Genomic DNA, 20,982 nt, shown 5'->3' on the forward strand with positions numbered 1-20,982 from the left:
TGTGCTGTGCCCGCTGGGGGCTTGAAAGTTCGCGGTGTTACTCGAAGATCGCATCGAACGCACTTGCTCCAAGTGGATCGAACGTCCCGGCGGCGACGTTTTCGGCGACGTGTGCCGGCGAGGACATCCCGACCAGTGCGGTCGTCACGCCGGGGGCGCTCCGGGCGAAGTTGATCGCCCGCTGGGCGGTCGTATCGCCGGCTAGCTCCGCGGCGATCGCCGGCGGCAGCGACGTTGCCAACGCGCCCTGCCCGAGGCTCGCGCTGGTGACAACGTGGAGCCCGGCGGCGTGGGCATACTCCAGGACGCTGACCGGGCCCTCCTCGTCGGCGTCGGTCGGGGCCGGCTGGGTCGCCCGCCTGAACGCGTCGGCCATCTCGACGTTGAACGGCAGTTGCAACACTTGCAGGCCGTGATCGTCGACACCGACGGTCTCGGCAGCCTGCGTGGCACGCTCCAGCACCCTCGGCAGTGAGAGGAACTGCTCGGCTCCCGGCTCGACCCGAAACGCCTCCCACGTCGCTAGCCCGTAACAGCCGATATCGCCGGCCGCCCGCCGCCGTTCTAGCAGTTCGAAGGTGGCTTCGAGGCTGTCGTAGACCACCTCGGGGTCGCGGTCAAGTAGCTGTGTTTCGGGGTTGTGGACGTAGTAACAGTCGATCCGGTCGACACCAAGATTCGACAGCGATCGATCGAGCAGGTGGTCGATGACGCCGGCCTCGATGCTGTGGCTGCCGCGGACAAGCGTCTCGGGGTCGACGATCCCGGGCTCGACATACTGCTCGCGGATGTATCGTCCCGGATTGTCGGGTCGCTCGCCGTCGAAGGGGAGAAACCCGCCTTTTGTGGCGACAACGACCGAATTGCGGTCGACATCGGTTGCGTCGAGGGCGTCGCCGACAACACGCTCGCTTCGTTGACAGCGGTAGTTGATCGCCGTATCGATCATATTGATCCCGTTGTCAAGGGCGGCGGTGATCGCCTCGCGGTAGTCGTTGTCGACGGTATCGGTCGGTTCGCCGAGATAGGTGCCGAGCCCGACTGAGGCGGCGACGCCGGGCGGGAATCGCCGGAAGTAGGTGCGACCAAAGCTGTCGCCGAAGCGGTCTCGGTAGTTCCATGTCCCGCGTTCGGTTGCCATGGCCCCATTTTCGGCGCGCGGCGAATAAGCGTCGGGATCGGCGTCAGCGTGTGGATGGTACTGGGATCGCGACAGTTTCACACGTCACCCGACAGTGAGGCAAAGATCTCCTCGACAAGGGCATCCCGGTTCATCGCCGGCTCACGGTCGGTTTCGCCGCCGTCGGTGACCTCGGTTTGGGGGGCGATCTGGCCGCCGCCCATCCGGGCATGACCGCCGGCACTCGCGGTTGGGGCGTCGGCGGTCGCCTGCTCTAAGGCCCGGCCCATGTGAACCCGATCATCCCGTGAGCGCCCCGAGAGGTGGATCGTCCCCTCGCGTTCGCCGATGACGACGACTGCGGTGATCCCCTCTAGTCGGATGAGCTCGTCGGCCGCTTGCGGGATCGCATCGGCGTTGGTGACGGTACCGACATCCGAGACGGCAAACGAACCCTGGGTCTGGCGGCCGGCGATCGCTCGGGCCTTGATCTCCAGCACTTCGGCGTCGACCTCCGGGTTGGCGATGCGGTCAAGTTTGTCCTCGTCGACGCCGGGCTGGAGATAGGCGGCGGCGTCGAAGTCGGCGGCCGCCGCGCCGACGGTCAGATGTTGGGTGTCCGCTAAGATCCCATACAGCAGCCCGGTCGCGGTAAAGGAGGGGACGACCCGGCTGGCGTTGGTCTCGCTGGCGTGTTCGTCGGCCGGTACCGGCACCGCGGCGATATCCCGGAAATACTCGGCGACAATGCTTGAGGAGGCTCCGTAATCGGTACGCACGTCGGTAAACTGTTCGCCGCTGCCGTCGCCGGGGTGGTGATCGATGACCGCCAGCGGGAGAATCCCATCACAGCCATCGAAGCCGCGGGGCTCGTTGTGATCGACAAGGATCACGTCCTCGGCAGCCAACTCGGTGACGTGATCGACGGGGTCGATATCGAGTTCGAGGACGGTTCGAAATGCCCGGTTTTCCTGGTGGCGGATCTGGCCGGGATACTGGATCGTTATTTCGGTGTCGACCTGCTCGCCGAGGGCGGCGACACCCATCGCCGCCGCCATCGCGTCGGGATCAGGATTTGGGTGCATGAGCACGACAGCCGCCTCGCGGTCAGCCACCAGTTCGCTGAACCGATCGCCGGGGGTCGTCCGCAGCCAGCGGTAGGCTGCTGCCACCCCCCCAGCGATGATGACGAGGCCGATCGCGACGAGGATCGGCCGGCTCTCGATGGCCGTCGCGACCGCTGAGACCGCGCCATCGATGGCCACGAACTGCTCCATACCACGCCTATTTGGGGCCGCCATCAAGAACGTTCGTGTCGATCTACCGCTGTCGACACCGACCCAGCGACGACGATGGTGGCTTACTCGCCGGTGTAGGCGTCGATCGCAGCCTGATAGCCCTCGCGGAAGGTCGGATACGTGAACTCGTAGCCAAGCTCGCGGAGATACTCGTTCGAACAGCGTTTGCTTGTCAGCACGCGACGACGACCCGCCGCTGAGAGATCGCGTTCGGCGAGGCGTTCCTCTTTCGTCTGTTTGGGTGGCTCCGGGACGCCACACGCGTCGGCCAACCAGTCGGCGAACTCCCATTTGTCGGCCGGCTCGTCGTCGGTCACGAGCACCACTTCATCGCGGGCGCAGTTTTCGGTCAGTACGAAGGCGACCGCGCCGGCGGCGTCGACGCGGTGTACCATGTTGAGATAGCCTTCCGTCACCGGCCCCTCAAGATAGCGATCCAGCCGGTAGCGATCCGGCCCGTAGAGGCCGGAAAACCGCGCAACGGTGCCGTCGATGCCGTGGGCGGCGGCCGCCTCGCGGGCGATCCGTTCGGCCTCGACGAGCATCTCGGTCTTGTCGGTCGTTGGCTCCAGCGGTGTCTCCTCGTCGACCCAGTCGCCGTCGTGGTCGCCGTAGACGCCCGTACTGGAGGTGTAGACGAGGCGATCCGGTGGCGACTCGCGACCCCCGTAGTTGTCGATAGCGTCGCCCAGTGCGTCGACGTAGATCTCCCGGGCCGCCGCGGCGTCTCTGCCGCCGGAAGAGGCGGCGAAGACCACCCAGTCGGCATCCGGGAGCGTGTCGATATCGTCAGAATCGGTAAGATCAGCTTGGTGGGGGGTGAAGCCGGCCGCCTCGATGGCCTGCTGGCCGGAGTCAGAGCGACGGACGCCGATGACCTCGTGGCCCGCCGCGGTGAGTTGGCGGCCGAGTTCGAGTCCGATATAGCCACAGCCGAGAATGACGACCCGCGCCATCTCAGGCCTCCAGCCGCTGTTCGATCACCGATTGGATTGCCGCGAGTTCGGGTAGTGTCATGTCGATACGGCCCTCGATGGCCTGCTGGACTTCCTGGCCGGTGAGATCAGCGTCGAGTTCGGCGGCGACGGCGTCGACATCGAGGACGGCCGTCGTCATCCCCATCAGCAAGTGATCCCGTGTCTCGAGGACGATCGCCTCGGCGTCGGGTGTGTCGTCGTCGAGGGCGGCGAGAGCAGCCGCCGCGGTGAGCGTCAGATCGTCGGTCTCGCCGTCGACGACGGCCTCGATGGTGTCGCCGTCGAGATCGGTGTCGGCGACCGCGGTGTCGACGCCGACCGTCTCGATAACGCTCTGGAGATAGCGCTCGTAGGCGGCGTGGAGTCCGTTCGGAGAAAGATCGGCCGTCTCCTCAGCAAGCGTATGAAGCATACCGTCGGTTGCGGTGCCGCCGGCAAAACCCTTGCCGCTCGTGTGGGTCGACAGCTGGGTGTCTACAGCAGGCTCGCGCCGTCGAAGTCGGTGCGGTCGTAGTCGATCTCCATCAGCTCAAGGATCGTCGGCGCGATATCGTAGAGATCGGCGTCCTCGATGGTTGCGTCATTGTCGTCGATGAACAGCGTCGCGTTGTCGAAGCTGTGCATCCCGTTTCGGGGGCCAGTGTCGAAGACATCGTCGTGGCCCTTGAACCCGGATTTCAGGTCGAAGCCGTGGTTCGGAACCGCCACGAGGTCGGGGGCGATGTCGTCGTGGTCGCCGCGGAAGGCGTCTTCCTTCTCGACGACGCGCTCACAGACCGGCGTGCCGTCGGGGCCTTCGAGGGATTCGAGCCGGGCTTTGAGATCCTCGCGGACGGCCTCGTACTCGGATTCGGGGACGCTGCCGCGGGGCTCTCGGCCTTCGAGGTTGATGTAGAATCGGCCGGGGATCAGCGAGTAGGCTGTCGTGTCGTCGGCGATATCGCCGAGTTCACTGTGGTCGTCGTCTTCGTAGGACAGGAGACCTTCCTCTTCGAGCCACGTGTTGCAGTGTACCTCATAATCGAGGCTGGTGAAGCCGTGGTCGGAGGCGACCACGAGCGTGACATCATCCGGCAGCATTTCCCGGATCTGCCCGAGATAGTCGTCGAGTTGCTCGTAGAACTCGAAGAAGGCGTCCTTGTTCTCGCCGTCGCGTTCGTAATCCTTGAACAGGAAGTGGTTGACCCGGTCGGTCGTCATGAAGACGCCGAAGAAGAGATCCCAGTCGTCGGCCGACAGATACTGCTCGAAGGCCTCAAACCGCCGATCCATGGTCTTGTGGGCGTGATCGACGAACTCGCTTTTGTCGTCCTTGTGGCCGAGTTTGGCGTTGACATCGATGATGTAGTCGCCGTCCTCCAGCGTCTGGGTCAACTCCTCGGGGTGGCTGGCCTTCTCAACCCCCGGCGAGAGAAAGCCCGAGACCATCCGCTGGACGTTCCGCTGTGGCGGGAACGTGACGGGGACGTTCATCACGGTCGCCTTCCGGTCGGCGTTGGTGGCCCGATCCCACAGCCGGGTCGCCTGAACGTCCCGGCCCATCGGAACGTAGGTCTCATAGGAGCCGTTTTCGCGATCCTGGAAGCCATACACGCCCGTTTCGCCGGGGTTGACGCCGGTCGTGAGCGCGGGCCAACAGGCACTCGATTCCGGCGGGACGATGCTGTCGATCGCGCCGCCGGCACCCTCGGCGGCGAGGGCGGTCAGATTTGGAAACCGATCACTGTGCTCCGCAAGAAGACTGTACGGCACGCCGTCGATGCCGATGAACGCAACGCGGGGGCCGTCGTCACCGCGCAGCCGTTCGAACAAACCCATATCGGTTCTACTGGTGAATCACATAAGAAGGTTCAGTTTTCGGCCGATTTGGGCCGCTGTCGGTGACGCCGTGGCGGTGGAGGCAAGTACGCCGAGCCCTGAGTACAGTTGTGAAGGCCTACCAGCAGAAACAGCTCCTCGAACGGATCGGCCGCGACGGGGCGACGGTCGGCCACCAGCTCCCGGAGGCGATCGAGATCCAAGGCGAGACGATCGATCTCCGGGCGTTCGTCTTCGAGATCAAACGCCGGGAGACGATCCCGCCGGGCGAGCGCGACCGCGTCGAAACTGCCAAACGAAACCTCCGCCGGGCACGCATCGAGCGCGTCGAGCAGATCGAAGACGGCGTGATCAGCTACGAGGAGGGTGTCGACCTTGCCGATGAGATCGTCGGGATCGACCGCGCGCTCAACGCCCTCGACCAGTTGGAATCTGTCGACCTCGAAGCCGAAGCCCAGCGACAGGACGCCGCCGACCGGAAGCGATGGACACGGTTTCTCCGCAAGGCGTTGGGCCACGACGACGGCGACCGCAGCGGCCCGCCGCCCGGAGCTAAGTAGCCGGCGACCCAACCACCGGTATGCGCTCCAACGACGAGGTCGCCCGCCTGCTCGTCGAGTTTGCCGACCGCCTCGAAGCAACGGGCGTCGAGTACAAGCCAAACGCCTACCGCCGGGCCGCCGAGAACATCGCCGACTACCCGGAGCCGATCGACCAACTGGCCGCGACCGGCGAGGATGCCGTCGCCGAGATCGACCGCGTTGGCGACGCGATCGCCTCAAAGGTCGTCGAATACGTCGAAACCGGCTCGATCGACGAACTCGAAGACCTGCGGGAATCGCTGCCCGTCGAGATGGCTGCCCTCACCAGCGTTGAGGGTGTTGGCCCGAAGACGGTTGGTACCCTCTATGAGGCGGTGGACATTACAACGCTTGATGAACTGGAAGCCGCTGCCGAGGCCGGCGAGATCCAAGAGGTCACGGGCTTCGGTGCAAAGACCGAGCAGAATATCCTCGACAACATTCCGTTCGCCCGCCAGAGCCAACAGCGCGAACGACTCGGTGCGGCTCGCCCCGTCGCCGACGACCTCTGTGCGTATCTCGACACGCTCGATGCTGTCGGCCGCGTTGATGTCGCCGGCTCGATCCGCCGGTGGAAGGATACCATCGGGGATGTGGATGTCCTCGTCGCCAGCGACGACAGCGAGGCGGTCGTCGAGGGCTTCACCGACTGGGACGACGCCGACGATGTGATCGAAGCTGGGAGCCACAAGACCAGCCTCAGAGCCGACGGCGTCCGGGTCGATCTTCGCGTCGTCGTTCCTGACGAGTTTGGCGCGGCCCTCCAGTATTTCACCGGCAGCAAAGAGCACAACGTCCGGCTTCGCAACCGGGCGATCGCACAGGACTACAAGCTCAATGAGTACGGCCTCTTCGATATCTCGGCTCTCGATACCGACGTCGACAGCGATGATCCTGCTGGCAGCGACGCCGCGTCCGATCCCGCGGACAGCCAACGCGTCGGCGTCAAACTCGCCGGCGAATCGGAGGCCGCGATGTACGCGGAACTCGGCTTGGCGTGGATCCCACCGGAACTCCGCGAGGATACCGGTGAGATCGACGCCGCCGCCGAAGGCACCCTTCCGACGCTCGTCGAGACCGGCGACATCAACGGCGACTGCCATACCCACAGCGAGTGGTCGGACGGTGGCCACTCGATTGAGGAGATGGTGGCGGCCGCAGCCGACCGCGGCGACGACTTCCACTGCGTGACCGATCACGCTACCGGCCCGGGGATCATCGAGGACATCGGACTCGACGACGATGCCCTCCGCGAGCAGATGGCGGCGGTTGCGGCGGTGGCGGCCGACAGCGATATCACTGTCTTCCACGGTGTTGAGACCAACATCGCGGCCGACGGCTCACTGAGCACCGACGACGAGTTGTTGGCCGAGTTGGACATCGTCGTTGCTTCCCCCCACAGCGCGTTGGATCAGGATACTGACGCTGCGACCGACCGCCTCTGTGAGGCGGCGACTCACCCCTCGGTCGATGTGATCGGCCATCCGACCGGTCGGCTGCTCAACAGCCGCGCTGGCCTCTCGGTTGATATGACACGGCTGGCCGAAACGGCCGCCGACGCCGACACAGCACTCGAAATCAATGCGAACCCGGCCCGCTTGGATCTCGCTGGCGAGGCGGTCAGAGCCGTCGTCGAGGCCGGCGGCACGGTGGCGATCAACACCGACGCGCACAGCCCCGCTGAGTTTGATAATCGCCGGTACGGCGTCAAAACGGCTCGTCGTGGGTGGGCTGAACCGGCTGACGTGCTGAACGCGAAAACGAGTGCGGAGCTACGGGCGTTTCTGCACTAACGGGGTTCCCAGGAGTCACAGGATTCCATGTCGTCCATGAGTTCGTCGTGGTGGGCACAGTAGGGCTTGATGCCGCTGTCGGTGCGGACGTATTTGAACTGCGCACAGCTCCCGCAGTAGCGATCGATCGAGTTCTCGCCTCCCGACTTATCTGATCGCCCGGATGCGGTGGTTGTCGGCCCGCGGCTGGCTTTCGGCGACACCCGGTCGACGCCGCTGTTGGTCGTCGATTTGGGCTGGTCGGGTGTCGATGTCGACGACTGTGTCGCCGATGACGTCGTCTCGGTGGTCGTTGTCGACGGTTCGGCCGTGGGTGTCGACGCCGTTGATGTAGCCGATCCGGTCGATCCGGTTGTGGCTCCGTCAGTTCCCGCCGCCGCTGACCCTGTCGCCTGCTGGGTCGTCGTCGGCCCGTCCAGCGGTGAGGCGAGTTGCTCGGTTGTCGCGCCGCCGTCGCTGGTGGCGGCCGCTCCGCCGGCTGGTGCCGATCCCGGCGCGTTCGTCTGGGTCGCCACATCGCCATCGGGATCGGTGCCGAAGAGGCCGACGCCGCCGAAGCCGCCAAAGCCATCGCCGCTGTCGTCGTCGCCACTGTCACCCTGACGGGTGATGTTGCGGATCTCCATCCGCACCGTCCCGCCGGGATCGTTGCGGGTTTTGAAGTTTGCAACCCCGGTGAACAGACACCAGAAGGTCGTCAGCGTGCCGAGAAAGTAGACGCCGGCGGTCGGCAGTGTCAGGTTCGGGCCGCTTGTCGCGCAGGTGTTGCCGATCCACTGACAGGGGTAGGCGTAGGCAAACAGCGCGACGCCGAACATGGCGATCGACGCGCCGATGAGGGCGGCCCCCCGTGTTGTCCGGCCGGCCGGGAGAATGGTAAAGATCCCGAGGAAGACCGCCGGGACGCCGACGCCGCCGAGGACGCCGGCGAGCCAGCGAGCCTCACCCAGCGAGTAGCCCTGGGCGGTCAACAGCCCCGAGCCGGCGGCGACGATCCCGGCGACGACGAGGATCGCGCCGACACCGAAAAGGCCGACGCCGAGATACAGCCGCCCCCGCCCCCGCTGGTCGGCGACAGTCCCCGAATAGGCGTCCGAAAGCGCGGTCATACCCCCACGTACGCGGGCCCGGTACAAAACAGTACGTCAGACAGTTGGCATTCAGTATACATGCTCGTCGTCTGGGGTTCCGGTGGGCTGAGACGATCGAAACGATTAGGAACACACCGACCGAACGCACGGCTATGTCAGATGACGACGACACCGGCGACGAGGAGGCGACGCCGACGGTACAACTCGGCGACGGCCGTGCCGTCGAGGGCGCGCCGATCGCCCGCGTCGCCGCCCGGCTCACGTGGCCACAGACCAAAAGCGACATTCTCGAAAAGTTCGGCGACACCGACATCCGGACGCCTGACGGCCCCGAGTCGTTGGCGACGATCCTTGAGTCGGTTGAGGACACCTACTTTGATCGCCGACAGACGTTTGTCGCCGCCGTTCGCGACGTAGTCGGCCGCGAGCCCGTCGCCACCGAGTAACATTCTGTTGTTCGACGCGTCGACCACCTTCCTTTTGCGACCGCACCCCCAATTGCACCTATGACGTTGCCTATCGATCCCGCAGCCATCGACCCCGCTGAGTACGGTGAACAACAGGCGACCCTGCAGATGGAACACGAGGCAGCCATCGAGTATGTCCGTGAGGTCTGCGCTGACAACGGATTCGGGGTTCCAGTCGAGTTCTCGCCCTCAGAGATGCTCAATGAGAAGGTCGACGCCGACCGCGATCCCTACTACGTGTTGGGTGCGTGCAACCCGGCGATCGCCGACCGCGCGCTGGATGCCACGGATAAGCGACTCGGCGCGCTCATGCCGTGTAATATGATCATCTGGCAGGAGGAGCCGGGCGTCCAGCGCGTCTACCACCTCAGCATCATGAAAATCGCCCGCCTGCTTGGCCTGCCGACTGACGAGGCGGAGATGGATTCGATCATCGACGACACCGGCGAGATGGTCGAGGCCGTGTTCGCTGAACTCGACAGCGACGAGTAAGCCGACTATTTGAAGATGTCGAGGCCGGTCTGTCGCCCCGCAGCAAGCGTTGATTTTCGCTGGAGGTCGGCACTGCTCACCGGAAGCTGCTCGGCGATTCCAGTGACAGCGTCGTCGAACGTTTCGCTTTCGGCGTGGTCGCCGTCGAAGGCATGGCGGATCGCTTCCCGCACCTGCCAGACGCCGACCGGGCCCCAGTAGTCATCGGAGACGTGCCGGAGGACGAGCGCTTTCGCCTGTCGGCCGATCGAGTCCAGATATTCGAGGACGGCCAGCCGCGCGGCGTAGTACGCGCCGGCGGTCTCCTCGACATAGCCGGACCGTCCCTCCCGGCCCTCGTAGTCGCTGGCGAGCCAGATGCCGGCGGCTGGATCGGGGTTCCAGACGCTGCCGGGGGCTTTGAATTCGACGAGCTCAAATTCCCACTGGCCGGGGGCGAGGATGATCCAAAAGCTATTGCCCAGATATTCGTTGTGCCAGACCGAGACCGTATCGACGCTTGTGGCGTTGCGCTGTTTGCCCCGTAGATACTGGCCGACGGTGTCGTCGACGGCGGTGATCGACCACCGCGTTGGGACGAGCCGACGGTTTGCTTGCTGGCCGAGCGCGCCCGCCGAGAGGATCGTGTTGATCTCGTAGACGTCGAACCCGCGGTTGTATAGGTAGTTCATCGCGCCACCTGCCCGCCAGTCGTCGTCTTCGAGCGTCTTTTTCACGGGACGGGGGACGTGGGGATTCTCGGTCAGCGTCGCGTCGTTGGCCCGCGCTCGCGGGCCGGTCGGAGCCGACACCTCGTCGACGCTGTTGGCGAGATCGAGTTCGGGTGTGCCGTTGAGGCCGACTTCGATCCCGATCGGCCGGTCGGCCAGCGCGACCTCGCGTTGGACGCCGAGGAATCCCTCCCACGTGTCGTGGACGTTGGTCTCGACGGGTGTGGTTTGACTCGCGTTCAACAGCGAGGTACGGCGTTCGAACACGTCGCCGATGCTGACGCCCTCCTCGTACCACGCGCCGTCGGTGACGAACTGCCCGGCGTCGCTTTCGTTACCGACCGGGGAGAGCAGCCCAGTCGAGACGTTTGGGTAGCCTGAGCGACCGACGAAGATGGATGGGGAGACGCTGCCGACGGCGTCGCCGCCGCTGATGTCGGCAAACTGGTCGCCAACGCCGTCGAGGCGGTCGAGGATTTCGTAGGACTTCTCGCCGGCGAGGCGGCGACGCTCGGCGCGCTCGTTTTTCTCGATCTCGATGAACTCCGAAAGCCGCATCTATACGATGGTGGGGCGGCAGTCGGCTTCAATATTCGGCTAGGTGTGCGGGGTAGAGTTACAATTGATCCGGTTTGGGAATATGTGTAGAAAGCCCTCGTCGCTCTCGGCTCCCGGGACTCGCTGCGCGCTTCGTCGTTCGCTACGCTCACTCCTGCAGTGCTTACATCGTCCGGGTTCGCCGAGAGCGACTCGCCCTTTCAGTCCGCCGAGGGTTGCGGTTGCTCAGTCGGCTAATGCAGTTGCCTGCTTGTTCATACTGAGTACCGCCGAAAATCAGATCCCGTCGTTCAGGTCGGAATGCCCATCGCCTCGATCTGCTCCTGATACCGGTTGCGGATCGTGACTTCGGTCACTTGGGCGACATCGGCGACTTCGCGTTGAGTCTTCTTTTCGTTACAGAGCAGCGACGCGGCGTAGATCGCTGCGGCGGCGAAGCCTGTCGGCGATTTTCCGGAGAGGAGTCCCTGCTCTGCAGTCGTGTCGATGATCTCCTTGGCCTTCGCCTGGACTTCTTCGCTGAGTTCGAGTTGTGAGGAAAAGCGGGGGACGTATTTTTTCGGATCGACGGGTCGCATTTCGAGGCCAAGTTCCTGTGAGATGTAGCGATAGGTACGACCGATTTCCTTGCGTTCGACACGGGAGACCTCGGCGATCTCTTCGAGGCTACGCGGGATGCCTTCTTTTCGACACGCCGCATAGAGCACGGCCGTCGAGACGCCCTCGATGGAACGGCCACGAATCAGGTCTTCGTTGAGCGCGCGGCGATAGATGACCGAGGCGACCTCGCGTACCGACCGGGGAACGCCGATCGCACTCGCCATGCGGTCGATCTCGCTGAGCGCGAACTGCAGGTTCCGCTCGCCGGCGTCCTTCGTGCGGATGCGTTCCTGCCACTTGCGGAGCCGGTGCATCTGGCTCCGTTTTTCGGAGGACAACGATCGGCCGTAGGCGTCCTTGTTCTGCCAGTCGATGGTCGTCGTCAGCCCCTTGTCGTGCATCGTCTTCGTCGTCGGCGCGCCGACACGGGATTTCTCCTGTCGTTCGGAGTGGTTGAACGCCCGCCACTCCGGGCCGCGATCGATCTGATCTTCTTCGAGAATGAGACCGGTCGGCTCATGGATGAGCTCGTCGTCGGCCGTGCGCTTGACCTCGTCAGGATCGACGTTGTCGAGGTCGATCTCCTCCTCGTCGGCCTCGGTTTCCTGACGTTGGGGCTCCCGGTTGGATCGCTGACGGCTGGACCGTGTCATTACACTTATATGGTTGTCGACTGCCCATTGTTAAGTCTTGTGTATGTGGTGAGATCACATCCCGTAGATATGTTCCCGAAATCCCAAATTTTTCTCCCGAGAGCGAACTCTCTTTTAGGCTCCCGATCGACCCCATAGCTATGCCGACGATCACGTGCGATCCCGACGCGGCCGCCGACAAGCTTCAAGCAGCCGGCGTCAGCGTCGAGGCGGGTAACACCGACCACGAACGCTGGCGGGCCGAACGCGGTGCGGCGGTCGCTGTCGCCTACGATGACAAGGTCGTGGTACAGGGCGCTGACCCGGCCGAACTGACGCTGCTGTTGGAGGACGGCGGCGGCCGCGCGCACGTCTACTTTGATGGAGCCTGCCGCGGCAACCCCGGCCCGGCGGCGGTCGGCTGGGTGATCGTCACCGGGGATGGGATCGCCGCCGAGGGTGGCCAGCAGATCGGCGAAACGACGAACAACCAAGCCGAGTACGCGGCGTTGCTTCGAGCCCTTGAGGCCGCTCAGGATTTTGGAGCCAGCGAGGTTGACATCCGCGGCGACAGCCAGCTAATCGTCAAGCAGGTTCGCGGCGAGTGGGACACAAACGATCCAGAACTCCGGGAGCAACGTGTCCGCGTCCGCGAACTCCTCACCGACTTCGATCGCTGGTCGATCGCCCACGTCCCCCGCGCCGTCAACGAACGCGCCGACGAACTCGCAAACGAGGCCTTTGATGACTGACGTAGATCCTACAGACGCCGACTCTGATGACGCGACACCACTCCCGGAGGCGGTTGTCGACGCCGCCGAGCGGCTGACACGGTTGGCCCGCCAGGCCACTGACGAGGCCGAGGCGGATGCCTACCGCACCGACCGGGATGAGACGCTTGCGGCTCACGACTACACGGCTCGTATTCGCGAGGACGACGACACGCTCGTCTTGTATCCCGACGAGTGGATAGCCGACGGAACGGTTCAGTTAGACCGCATTGACGACACCAACCGTGCGGTTGAGATTCCGCTTTCGGGGGCTGGCGACGACACGTGGGCGGCTGTCGAGGCTGACAATGCTGCGCTTGTTGCGGCCGTTGGCGACGCCCACGGGCCGATCCACGAGGCTAACGCCCGGGCGTTTGCTGATTTCATGGGGAACCACTACTGTCGTCGCATCGAAACCGCCACGGCCGACGAGCTTGCTGAGTTTTGTGAGGAATACTATCCGCGAAACGTCTGGGCCTCGGCTGACCAGCAGGCGGCGTTAGACGCCTCTCTGGAGTATGTGTTTAGCTTCGCCGACACCGAGTGCCCGGAGTGGTCGGCGAAAACGTAGTGGTGAGTGACTGTCGACGACGACTTACTGATCGATCAGTGCGCGGACGTCGTCGGCGCGCTCGTCATCGGTAACGAACTTCGAGAGCGTCCACTCGAACTGATCGAGGATCGCGTTGTAGCCGGCGTCGGTGAGTTCATACTCGTTTGTTCGCTTGTCGAGTTCGCTCTTTTCGACGAGGCCGTCCTCGACAAGGTCGTCAAGATTGGGGTAGAGTCGCCCGTGGTTGACTTCTGTTCCGTAGTAGTTCTCGAGTTCTCGCTTGATCGCAAGGCCGTACCGTGCTTCTTCGGCGAGGATAGCGAGAATGTTCTGCTGAAACGCGGTGAGATCCCGCACTTTGCCCGAACCGTCGCTGATTGATTGTGCCTCTGACATCACATATTGATATGTCATGTATCTATTTAACAGTTTGCAAAATCAACAATTTACGCCACCGTTCGTGCTACAACTCGGCGATATAAGGCGGAAATACACTTGTGTGTTGTTCAAAACACCACTTTCTGATCGTTTGCCGCCGATTCAGGGACAAATGTATTATTTTGTCAGTATCACTCATAACTACAACCGCGACCGCTCCGCAGAATGTGATGTCTATCACGCATATCGCTTCGGTGTCGCATGCGATATGCGCATGGGTAATTATTTCAGGGTGTGAGTGCTATATCCGACTGTCATGAGTGCGAGCACCGACTCACTCGGCATCCAGCATCTGACGGTCGTCCCGACAAACTTCGAGTCAGCGACCGCCGAGAAGCCACAGCCAACGGGCGACGGCGACGACAGCGAGCAGTCGTGATCTCGGTCTTGGTGTCCACCTGGCAGCATCGACGATACCCCACAGAGCCAAACGCATTTTATCCCACCGCTGTTAGCTACTGGTAATGGCCAACTGCGACGAGTGTGGTGCCGACGAGAATATGCCGTACCAGTGCAAGCGGTGTGGCCACACGTTTTGTGCCGACCATCGACTGCCGGAAAACCACGACTGTCCGGGCCTTGACGACTGGAATGATCCTGATGGCGTCTTCGATAGTGGGTTCGACGACTCTGTCGAAACCTCTGGTGGGGCATCGACAACACAAGGGGTTCTCAACAAACTGCGGAGCGTTGGTGGCCCGCTTGGCTATTTCCGTGGCAACGCGGCCTACACACTGTTGGGATTGATGTGGATCACCTTCCTCCTCCAACAGCTTGTCGGCGTTTTTCTCGGCCCTCGCGCCTACGTTTCGCTGTTTACGTTGTCGACGACCAACCCTGAATATCTCTGGACGTGGCTTACCTCGATCTTCTCACACGGCGGGCTCTATCATCTCGCGGCCAACAGCATCGTCCTGTTTTTCTTCGGCCCGCTGGTCGAACGCTACACCGGCTCGAAGAAATTCGTCGCCCTGTTCCTCGCCGCGGGCGCACTCGCTGGGTTGGGCCACGTCGGCATCTCGCTGATCATGGGTGAGACCTCCCGGGTGCTTGGGGCCAGCGGCGCGGTCTTTGCGATCATGGGCGTGCTTACGGTCCTCAAGCCGGATCTCAAGGTGCTGCTGTTCTTTGTGATTCCGCTTCCGCTGTACATTCTGACCTTCGGGTTCGCGCTCATCTCGGTGCTCTTCTTCATCAACCCTGGCGCGGCCGGTTCGGCTGGCATGGGCGACGTCGCTCACTTCGCCCACCTCGTCGGCCTTGTAATCGGGCTATGGTACGGCCGCCAACTCAAAGGTGAGGTGCAGGTACCAAACCAACTCCAGTTCGGCGGCGGCCCTGGCGGGCCAGGTGGGCCGGGCGGCCCCGGTGGCCCTGGTCGCGGTCGGTTCTAACTGTGGAGCCCGTTCGCCCTAAATTCCTGCCGGACGCGTCGCTGTCGCAGGAGGCGATGGAATCGCTCCAGCGCGAGATCGCTGACACCGCTGTTTTCGAGGATCGTTTCGGGTTTGATCCGACTGCGGTCGATATATCGTCGGATTCGACCCAGCAATCGCTCGGTGCGGCCGCTAGCGACACTGAAGCCACCGCCGACGCCCCACTCGTCGCTGGCGTCGATCAGGCATTTCTTGATCACCGGGCGATCAGCGCGGTCGTCGTGCTACAAGCTGGCGAAGTCGTCGAACGCACATACGCCGTGACCGAACTATCGATCCCCTACATTCCGGGGTTGCTGGCGTTCCGTGAGGGTGGCCCCATTGTGGCGGCACTCGAAACGCTGGACTGCGAGCCAGATTTGCTGTGTTTCGATGGCAGCGGCCGAATCCACTACCGACAGGCCGGCCTGGCGACCCATCTCGGCGTCGTCTTCGACACGCCGAGTATCGGCATCGTCAAGAATCTGCTCTGTGGGACACCCCGCGAGTCAGTCGACGGTCGGCCCGTTGGCTGGCGAACGCCAATCGAGGCCGACGACGCGGTCGACTGCGCCGACGGCACGGTCATCGGTTACGCCTACCAGTCCCGGCAGTACGAGTCGTCGAACCGCCACATCAATCCGCTCTACGTCAGCCCGGGCCACCGCGTCGTCGCCGAGACGACCGCCGATCTCGTTTCCGCGCTCTGTGACGGCTACAAGCTCCCGGAGCCGACACGACTGGCTGACAGCTATGCCGACGAAATCAAATCCGACTTATCGTGAGTTGGTGGCGGGTGTTGGGCCAGCCGCAATGGCCATCCGGAAGATGCTGCATAATTAACTCCCCCGACGGCAACGTGGGAGTGTGCAACCGAAGACGGTACTCATCACCGGCTGTTCATCCGGGATCGGGCGGGCGACGGCACTGGCCTTCCTCGAGGAGGGCTGGACGGTCTATGCGACCGCCCGCGACCGCTCGGACATCGAGCCGCTGGCCGACGCCGGCTGTGAGACTGCCGAACTCGACGTAACCGAACAGGACGACATCGACCGCGTCGTCAACCGCATCCTCGACGAGCACGGCGTCATCTCCTGTCTCGTCAACAACGCCGGCTACGGCCAGTTCGGCCCGGTCGAGGACGTGCCGATGGCACAGGTCGAACAGCAGTACGAGGTCAACGTCTACGGCCCCCACCGCCTCATCAAGAGCGTCCTCCCGCATATGCGCCGCGAGGAGGACGGGACGATCATCAACATCTCCTCGGTCGCTGGCCGCGTCGCCTTCCCCGGCGGCGGTGTCTACTGCGGCTCGAAGTTCGCCGTCGAGGGCATGTCCGACGCGCTACGCGCCGAGGTCGAACCGTTCGATATCGACGTCGTCGTCATCGAACCCGGCCCGGTCAAAACGGGGTTCACCGAGCGCGCTGAAGACGAGGTCGACGGCATCGACCGCTCGGGTGCCTACGAGGACTTCTACACGATGTTCGACGACACCCAAGCCATCGGTGGCGACGGCCCCGGCTCGGTCGAGCCGGAGCGTGTCGCCGAGGATATCGTTGACGCCGCCAGCTCGACCAAACCGCCGGCTCGGATTCCGGTCGGCAAGGCTGCCTCGGCAGCCGTCCTTGCGCGGTTTCTTCCCGATAGTGCGCGTGATGCGGTGTGGTCGTTGCTACAGCGACTGAGTTGAGTGTCGTCCTGATTGCTACCGCGTTCTATCGCAGACAGGCCGCCACAACGCGCAATGCGCCTTCGCCGCGAACCTCATCAGCGAGCAGCGGCACGCGCTTGACCGTCCGATCCCGGAAGAGATCGGTCGCCGCTTGCAGCGCATCCTGCTGGACTTGCCAGCGTCGCTGGCAGAACTCGCAGTCCTCGAGGTTCGGCGTCACGATCCACTCGGGGTCGATGTCGGCGTCGGTGATGTCGTCGACGCTCTCCATGACGCGGTTGACGACCAGCGTTTGCACGGGAATCCCGAACTCGCCGAGGCGGCCGACGAGCCGCTTGGACTCGACGACGCTCATCTCCTCGGGGATCATCACGACGCGGAAATCCGTTTGGTCGGGGTCGCGCAGGACGGCTCGCAGGCGTTCGATCCGCTCGCGGAGTTCGTCGAGATCGGCCGATGGCTCGGGATCATCGTCTCCGCCGCCGAACATGCCCTTGAGGCCGTCGACCATCCCGCTCATGCGCTGGCGGATGCTCATCACGCGGCCGACCATCGAGTCCATGATCTCGGGCAGCTGGAGCAGGCGTAACGTGTGGCCGGTCGGCGCGGTATCGACGATAACGCGGTCGAAGCGTTGGTCGTCGAGGTATTCCAGCAACTGTCGCATCGCTGCGGCCTCGTCGGCGCCTGGCATCGAGCCACCCATCCCCAGCATCGCGCCGAGACCGGCGTCGTCATCGTCGCCCTCGCCCATGCCGCCGAGCATGTCGCCCATCGGGCCGAGTTGGTCGCCGAGATCGCCCATCCCGCCCATCGGCTCGCCGTCCGCGCCGAAGACGCCCTCCTCCATTGCGGCGTCGGGGTCGATCTCGGCGGCCCACAGCGGGATTTCCTCGCGGATGCGAGTCGGTCGCGCCGGAACCTCGGTGTCGAGGGTGTCGGACAGCGAGTGGGCTGGATCGGTCGAGACGACGAGCGTCGCCGCGCCGCCGGCCGCACTCGATAGCGCAGTCGCAGCGGCCATCGTCGTTTTGCCCACGCCGCCCTTGCCGCCGTAGAGGACGTACTCGGGGGCGTCGACGCCATCGGGGAGGTCGGTCGTCGTCGCCGTGACTTCGACCTCGGTGTCGCCGTCCGCAGCGTCGACGGCGACCGACTCGTCAGTCTCCTCGCCCTCGTCGTCGACTTCCTCGACTGCCTCGACGTCGATATCGCTCATACTGCCTTTCAGACAGCGTGGACTTGTGTAGGCGTCGGTCGGTCGCAGTCAGCGGGTGGTAGTCATTGGTGTCTCAGTCAGCAAAATAGTCGACCAATCGCTCGGTAGCGGCCTCGACCCGCGGCGTGACTAAGGCGAACCGAATCCATTCCTCGCGGGCCGTCCCGAACGTTGCTCCTGGCATCCCTGCGACGCCGGCCTCGTCGATCAGCGTCTTCACGTTCGCCATCGTCCCCGGGAAGCCCTCGAACCGCGCGAGCACGTAGAACGCGCCGTCGGGCCTCGTGTACTCCGCGCCGGCGGCGTCGAGCGCGGTGGTGAACGTCTCGATCCGGGATTCGAGTCGGTCGCGGGCGTCGGCGTAGTAGTCGGGGTCGGTTGCCCGATAGGCCTCGTAGACGGCCTGCTGGGCCGGGCGGCTGGTCGTCACGTTGACGAGCATGTGCCGGGTTTTCGCGGATTCGATGAGGGCAGGCGGAAAGACGGCGTAGCCGACGCGAAAGCCGGTGATCGCCATCGACTTCGAGACGCCGCTGGTGACGATGACGTTGTCAGCGTCGAGCGTCAGCGCGCTCTCGAAGTCCCCCGAGAAGTCGAAGTGATCGTAGACTTCGTCGACGACGACGAGCGCGTCGTGATCGGCGGCGGTCTCGACGACCGCGCGGACAGAATCAAGATCGTAGACCGCGCCGGTCGGGTTGTTCGGCGTGTTGAGCACGACGAGGGCGGTGTCATCGCCGATGGCCTCGCAGGTCGCCGCCGTGTCGAGGCTGCCGTCGCGGTCGGCAGCGACCAACCGGGTCTCGCCGCCGAGCATCGACGCCTTGCCGGGGTAGTAGGGGTAGACGGGATCGATCAAGACGACCTCGCTGCCGCGGTCGCTGTCGAGCGCGCGAGCCATTCCGAGGTAATTGGCCTCGCCGGTGCCGTTGGTGACGATCACGCGGTCGGAATCGACGTTGCGTCGGGCGGCGATCTCCTCGCGGAGCGGTTGGAGCCCGTCGCTTGGCGGGTACTGGAAGTCGGCGGCGTCGCCGTCGGCGTACTCGTGGAGTCCATCGCGGATCGCGCTCGGCGGCTCCCAGTCGGGATTGCCGCTGACCATGTCGATGGTGTCGCCGTCGGCGGCGTCGGCGTACTGCATGACGTGAAAGAACTGCGGCGTCTGGTAGTCCATACTGACGGCTGACACGCCGTTGCCCTGTGTCTTTCGTCACTCAGTCGGATAGGTGGTCAAACAAGGAGTTACGTGTGAGATGTAGGTATCGAAAGCCCTCGGCTCTCTCGGCTCCCGGGACTCGCTGCGCTCCTCACTCACTTCGTTCGTTGTGGTGCTTGCTTCGTCCGGGTTCGCCGGGAGAGCCTCGCCCTTTCAGTCCGCCAGGGGTAGCGGCTGATCAACCGGTCGACCCACCTGTTTGGCTGCTCGCATCCGGACACCGTCCGAGCAAACCAATCACAAAGATACACGTAGCGTGGCTGTATTGGCCCACTCGATGAACAAACGTGGGCACGTGCTCAACGCCGTCCTGTTGAGCATCGGCTTGGGATACGTCTTGGAACCGTCGGCCACCATCGAGACCGCGCGGATGATGGTCGAACTCCTGGTGCCGGTGACGCTGGGCGCGCTGTTTCCGGATGTTGACACCGCTTTCGGAAAACACCGGAAGACGTTGCACAACCTCCTCGTCTTGGGCATCTTCGCCGCGTGGCCGATCTACATGGGCAACCTCAACTACGTCTGGATCGGGATTGCGACCCACTACATCCTCGATGTCGTCGGGAGCACCCGCGGGATCGCGCTGTTCTACCCGCTCTCAAAGACCGAATACAACCTCCCAGTCGGGATTCCGGTCTCCAGCAGCAAATCCGATCTTGTGACCGTGTTGGTCACTATCGTTGAGGTCGGTACCTTCGCTGGCGTGTTGTTCTACGTGGTACCCGAGGTAACCACCTACACCGCTGAGATGGGACTCAGCATTCCGCTGTAATCGTCATATCAATCCTCAATACACACGCACGTCATCGAACCGCCCCTCATAGAGCAGGTTTCGCGGATGGGTCGGTTCGTCGCCTGACAGCAGCAGGCGATCGATCTTCTTCCAACTGTTTTCGTAGCCGAGATGGCCGTATTCGAGTAGTTGCCGGCCACGGTGGCCCAGCCCATTGCGGTGGATCACCTGTCGGTCGGCGCCGGTCGTGAGTGCGTCGACAAGGTCGGCTGTCGACTCGATCCGACGGTCGAACTGTGTCCATGCCTCGCCGACCGTCCCCGGTAGATGGGTATACGAGGAGCCGAACCCAGGAAGGTCGAGGTCGGCGGCGATCCGCTGGCCGCGGCGGTTCTGGTAGGGAAACAGTTTGGCACAATAGGTTTCGATGGCGTCGAGCCGGGTGGCGTGGGCACGGATCTCAGGGTGGGTGAGGCTGACGTTCATGAACTCCGGGTGGGGAACCACTACCGCCGCGTCCTGTCGGTCGAATTCAGCCATCGCGCCCTCGAAGGTGATGAAATCCGGCACCGGTTCATCAAGACCGATCGCCAGTAGGTGGCGGCGGTTGTTCCAGTCGCCGGTAAACACCTCCCGGGCAGCGACGACATGCAGTTCCGAATCGCTGTAGGCGGCTGCCTGCTCTTTGATCTGTGGGAGCCGTGTGAAATGTGGCGCGTAGACGAGGACATCGATCCCCCGCTGTTTCGCCCGCGACACAACACGCTCATCGAGCAGTTTCGTGTGCATGTCGACACGGGTCTGGTCGGCGTCGCTCACGGTCG

At 63.8% G+C, this 20,982-nt stretch carries 23 protein-coding genes; 11 read left to right on the forward strand and 12 right to left on the reverse strand.

Annotated elements, in window-relative coordinates:
* Positions 1 to 37: 37 nt before the first annotated feature.
* The 5 genes from DM826_RS02550 to DM826_RS02570 all read right to left on the reverse strand — a co-directional run bounded on the left by DM826_RS02550 (position 38) and on the right by DM826_RS02570 (position 5,213).
* On the reverse strand, positions 38 to 1,141 hold the full coding sequence (locus tag DM826_RS02550) for an aldo/keto reductase (protein ID WP_120101368.1): 1,104 nt from the start codon (positions 1,139 to 1,141) through the stop codon (positions 38 to 40).
* Positions 1,142 to 1,218: 77 nt separating this feature from the next.
* The gene (locus tag DM826_RS02555) at positions 1,219 to 2,397 is read right to left on the reverse strand and encodes a DHH family phosphoesterase (protein ID WP_120101102.1); all 1,179 of its coding nucleotides are present in this window, start codon (positions 2,395 to 2,397) and stop codon (positions 1,219 to 1,221) included.
* Positions 2,398 to 2,480: 83 nt separating this feature from the next.
* Complete coding sequence (locus DM826_RS02560) at positions 2,481 to 3,374, reverse strand: SDR family oxidoreductase (RefSeq protein ID WP_120101104.1); 894 nt, start codon at positions 3,372 to 3,374, stop codon at positions 2,481 to 2,483.
* Between the two features lies 1 nt (position 3,375).
* Positions 3,376 to 3,807: a DUF5791 family protein gene (locus DM826_RS02565; protein ID WP_120101107.1), complete on the reverse strand. Its 432-nt coding sequence runs from the start codon at positions 3,805 to 3,807 to the stop codon at positions 3,376 to 3,378.
* Between the two features lie 62 nt (positions 3,808 to 3,869).
* Positions 3,870 to 5,213 carry an alkaline phosphatase family protein gene (locus DM826_RS02570; protein WP_120101109.1) on the reverse strand — a complete coding sequence of 448 codons (1,344 nt, stop codon included), beginning with the start codon at positions 5,211 to 5,213 and terminating at the stop codon, positions 3,870 to 3,872.
* A 110-nt stretch (positions 5,214 to 5,323) separates the two neighbouring features.
* Between DM826_RS02570 and DM826_RS02575 the strand changes: the two genes are divergently transcribed.
* Entirely contained in the window at positions 5,324 to 5,773 is a 450-nt protein-coding gene (locus DM826_RS02575) for a DUF5788 family protein (protein WP_120101111.1), read from the forward strand.
* Between the two features lie 20 nt (positions 5,774 to 5,793).
* Complete coding sequence (locus tag DM826_RS02580) at positions 5,794 to 7,587, forward strand: helix-hairpin-helix domain-containing protein (RefSeq protein WP_120101113.1); 1,794 nt, start codon at positions 5,794 to 5,796, stop codon at positions 7,585 to 7,587.
* Here DM826_RS02580 and DM826_RS02585 read toward each other — a convergent pair.
* Positions 7,584 to 8,696 (reverse strand): DUF7139 domain-containing protein, encoded by a 1,113-nt coding sequence (locus DM826_RS02585; RefSeq protein ID WP_120101115.1) that lies wholly within the window; start codon positions 8,694 to 8,696, stop codon positions 7,584 to 7,586. The two genes, DM826_RS02580 and DM826_RS02585, sit on opposite strands and share 4 nt — an antisense overlap.
* Positions 8,697 to 8,830: 134 nt before the next feature.
* On the opposite strand from DM826_RS02585, the gene DM826_RS02590 reads away from it, so the two are divergent.
* Both DM826_RS02590 and DM826_RS02595 read left to right on the forward strand, forming a co-directional pair.
* Entirely contained in the window at positions 8,831 to 9,124 is a 294-nt protein-coding gene (locus DM826_RS02590; RefSeq protein WP_120101118.1) for a DUF5789 family protein, read from the forward strand.
* Positions 9,125 to 9,184: 60 nt separating this feature from the next.
* Positions 9,185 to 9,637: a DUF302 domain-containing protein gene (locus DM826_RS02595; protein WP_120101121.1), complete on the forward strand. Its 453-nt coding sequence runs from the start codon at positions 9,185 to 9,187 to the stop codon at positions 9,635 to 9,637.
* A 5-nt stretch (positions 9,638 to 9,642) separates the two neighbouring features.
* Here the strand turns inward: DM826_RS02595 and nreA are convergent, their stop codons facing one another.
* Together nreA and DM826_RS02605 are read right to left on the reverse strand one after the other, a co-directional pair.
* Positions 9,643 to 10,905 (reverse strand): DNA repair protein NreA, encoded by a 1,263-nt coding sequence (gene nreA, locus DM826_RS02600; protein ID WP_120101124.1) that lies wholly within the window; start codon positions 10,903 to 10,905, stop codon positions 9,643 to 9,645.
* Positions 10,906 to 11,195: 290 nt separating this feature from the next.
* The gene (locus tag DM826_RS02605) at positions 11,196 to 12,158 is read right to left on the reverse strand and encodes a transcription initiation factor IIB (protein ID WP_120101126.1); all 963 of its coding nucleotides are present in this window, start codon (positions 12,156 to 12,158) and stop codon (positions 11,196 to 11,198) included.
* A 140-nt stretch (positions 12,159 to 12,298) separates the two neighbouring features.
* Between DM826_RS02605 and rnhA the strand changes: the two genes are divergently transcribed.
* Both rnhA and DM826_RS02615 read left to right on the forward strand, forming a co-directional pair.
* Positions 12,299 to 12,889, forward strand: coding sequence for a ribonuclease HI (rnhA, locus tag DM826_RS02610; protein WP_120101129.1), 591 nt, complete (start codon positions 12,299 to 12,301; stop codon positions 12,887 to 12,889).
* A complete protein-coding gene (locus tag DM826_RS02615; RefSeq protein WP_120101131.1) occupies positions 12,882 to 13,478 on the forward strand; it encodes a DUF7108 domain-containing protein in 597 nt (198 codons plus the stop codon). The genes rnhA and DM826_RS02615 overlap by 8 nt, the downstream gene beginning before the upstream one ends.
* Positions 13,479 to 13,502: 24 nt before the next feature.
* On the opposite strand, the gene DM826_RS02620 is transcribed toward DM826_RS02615, so the two are convergent.
* Positions 13,503 to 13,856 carry a PadR family transcriptional regulator gene (locus DM826_RS02620; protein WP_120101134.1) on the reverse strand — a complete coding sequence of 118 codons (354 nt, stop codon included), beginning with the start codon at positions 13,854 to 13,856 and terminating at the stop codon, positions 13,503 to 13,505.
* A 298-nt stretch (positions 13,857 to 14,154) separates the two neighbouring features.
* On the opposite strand from DM826_RS02620, the gene DM826_RS13265 reads away from it, so the two are divergent.
* The 4 genes from DM826_RS13265 to DM826_RS02635 all read left to right on the forward strand — a co-directional run bounded on the left by DM826_RS13265 (position 14,155) and on the right by DM826_RS02635 (position 17,005).
* Positions 14,155 to 14,277, forward strand: coding sequence for a hypothetical protein (locus DM826_RS13265; protein ID WP_267899958.1), 123 nt, complete (start codon positions 14,155 to 14,157; stop codon positions 14,275 to 14,277).
* A gap of 85 nt (positions 14,278 to 14,362) precedes the next feature.
* Positions 14,363 to 15,292: a rhomboid family intramembrane serine protease gene (locus tag DM826_RS02625; RefSeq protein WP_120101136.1), complete on the forward strand. Its 930-nt coding sequence runs from the start codon at positions 14,363 to 14,365 to the stop codon at positions 15,290 to 15,292.
* Between the two features lie 2 nt (positions 15,293 to 15,294).
* Positions 15,295 to 16,098, forward strand: a complete 804-nt coding sequence (locus DM826_RS02630; RefSeq protein ID WP_394338537.1) for an endonuclease V — start codon at positions 15,295 to 15,297, stop codon at positions 16,096 to 16,098.
* 82 nt (positions 16,099 to 16,180) lie between these two features.
* Positions 16,181 to 17,005 carry an SDR family oxidoreductase gene (locus DM826_RS02635; protein WP_120101140.1) on the forward strand — a complete coding sequence of 275 codons (825 nt, stop codon included), beginning with the start codon at positions 16,181 to 16,183 and terminating at the stop codon, positions 17,003 to 17,005.
* Positions 17,006 to 17,030: 25 nt separating this feature from the next.
* Here DM826_RS02635 and DM826_RS02640 read toward each other — a convergent pair whose 3' ends face one another.
* Positions 17,031 to 18,206 (reverse strand): ArsA family ATPase, encoded by a 1,176-nt coding sequence (locus DM826_RS02640; RefSeq protein WP_120101142.1) that lies wholly within the window; start codon positions 18,204 to 18,206, stop codon positions 17,031 to 17,033.
* Between the two features lie 73 nt (positions 18,207 to 18,279).
* Entirely contained in the window at positions 18,280 to 19,383 is a 1,104-nt protein-coding gene (locus DM826_RS02645) for a pyridoxal phosphate-dependent aminotransferase (RefSeq protein ID WP_120101370.1), read from the reverse strand.
* A gap of 319 nt (positions 19,384 to 19,702) precedes the next feature.
* Here DM826_RS02645 and DM826_RS02650 point away from each other — a divergent pair, with 319 nt between their 5' ends.
* Complete coding sequence (locus tag DM826_RS02650) at positions 19,703 to 20,197, forward strand: metal-dependent hydrolase (protein ID WP_120101144.1); 495 nt, start codon at positions 19,703 to 19,705, stop codon at positions 20,195 to 20,197.
* 15 nt (positions 20,198 to 20,212) lie between these two features.
* Here DM826_RS02650 and DM826_RS02655 read toward each other — a convergent pair whose 3' ends face one another.
* Positions 20,213 to 20,947: a PHP-associated domain-containing protein gene (locus DM826_RS02655; RefSeq protein ID WP_120101372.1), complete on the reverse strand. Its 735-nt coding sequence runs from the start codon at positions 20,945 to 20,947 to the stop codon at positions 20,213 to 20,215.
* Between the last annotated feature and the right edge of the window lie 35 nt (positions 20,948 to 20,982).

The sequence above is a fragment of the Halonotius aquaticus genome (assembly GCF_003605575.1).
GTDB lineage: Archaea > Halobacteriota > Halobacteria > Halobacteriales > Haloferacaceae > Halonotius > Halonotius aquaticus.